This window comes from Thiolapillus sp. (assembly GCF_048562965.1).
GTDB classification, from domain to species: domain Bacteria; phylum Pseudomonadota; class Gammaproteobacteria; order Chromatiales; family Chromatiaceae; genus Thiolapillus; species Thiolapillus brandeum_A.
The window spans coordinates 1-1,220 of sequence record NZ_JBHNMF010000863.1 but is presented as its reverse complement, the minus strand read 5'-3'; the positions used below and the strand labels follow the sequence as shown (position 1 = coordinate 1,220).

Sequence of the window (1,220 nt, the reverse complement as noted above, 5' to 3'; positions counted from 1 at the left end):
CACCCCGGTTCAAAGGCCGAGGTTCAAAGTAGCCGCCATAAACCAATCCCCTTTATATAGACGGTGCCAACCTGCGGGGCGGCATAGTCCAACAGACATTTATCTGCCATGCTGCGCACAGAAGATAAATGCTTAGATGTTAGGTATGGTTAATTAGCCATATTGGTGCTATATTCATCCCATGAGTAAGCCAAATTTCGAGTGGGATGAAGCAAAGAATGAGGAAAACCTCAAAAAGCATGGAGTTACATTCCACGAAGCACAGTATGCTTTCTTAGATTGCAGTCGTGTCATAGCTGAAGACTTGGCTCATAGTCAAAATGAAAAACGATATTATTGTTTTGGTCAAAATCAGAAAGGCACGGGCATTCTCACTGTTCGGTTTACTTATCGGTCTGGTCGCATCCGTATAATTGGTGCAGGGTATTGGCGCAAAGGTAAAAAGATCTATGAGCAAACCAATTCAGTATAGCAATGAGCCTTTAGGTGATATCAAGATAGTCCCTGATTTTTTACCTTCACCTGAAGAATTGGCGCTTAAGCAACAAAACACGAAAGTCACAATTTCACTTAGTTCTGAGAGCGTGGCGTACTTTAAGGAAACTGCAAAAAGACATCACATGCAGTACCAAAAAATGATTCGTCAGTTACTTGATGAGTATGTTGCACACCAAAAAAGTGCTAACAAGTAGCTTAAGCGGACATCTTGACAACACGCGCCTATCGCTACCTCTCCAGTTGCGTGTTGTCAAATGCCGCTTAGCAGGGCGTTATTTGGTTCAAATGGTGCGTTGATTACATGGCACGGGCACTTGCCATTCTACTCGCTGTCCTCGCACTCGTTGGATGTGACGCCCAAGTGAGCTTGACCAACAAAACCATGTTCTTCCAAGCGATCGCGGATGGCGATGTTCGCATCGTCCGAAAGATGATCGCCAGCGAACCGTCGCTGCTTTACGAAAACGACGAATACGGATTCACACCATTAATGCGCGCCGTTTCTTCGGCGGAACGCACTCCTCGGCTTGTCAAGACTCTCATTGATGCCGGTGCGGACGTGAACATCAAAACCGACGAAGGATACACGGCGCTTCACATGATGGTAAGCGCCAAACAATCAGCCCTATTGCATTTTTTTGACAGGCGTGTTCCAGGGTAGCAGGGCTTCAATGTCCTCAACCGTCCTGGCATTGCCGATGTGCTGCAGCACATGGTGGAGG

General features: G+C 46.6%; 3 protein-coding genes. All 3 read left to right on the top strand.

The features are described 5' to 3' along the window. Positions 1 to 181 precede the first annotated feature (181 nt). The 3 genes from ACOCD2_RS20715 to ACOCD2_RS20705 all read left to right on the top strand — a co-directional run bounded on the left by ACOCD2_RS20715 (position 182) and on the right by ACOCD2_RS20705 (position 1,159). A complete protein-coding gene (locus tag ACOCD2_RS20715) occupies positions 182 to 472 on the top strand; it encodes a BrnT family toxin (protein ID WP_293650347.1) in 291 nt (96 codons plus the stop codon). After that, positions 450 to 692, top strand: a complete 243-nt coding sequence (locus ACOCD2_RS20710) for a BrnA antitoxin family protein (RefSeq protein ID WP_293650348.1) — start codon at positions 450 to 452, stop codon at positions 690 to 692. The genes ACOCD2_RS20715 and ACOCD2_RS20710 overlap by 23 nt, the downstream gene beginning before the upstream one ends. 107 nt (positions 693 to 799) lie before the next feature. Continuing rightward, positions 800 to 1,159 (top strand): ankyrin repeat domain-containing protein, encoded by a 360-nt coding sequence (locus ACOCD2_RS20705; protein WP_293650349.1) that lies wholly within the window; start codon positions 800 to 802, stop codon positions 1,157 to 1,159. Positions 1,160 to 1,220 lie beyond the last annotated feature (61 nt).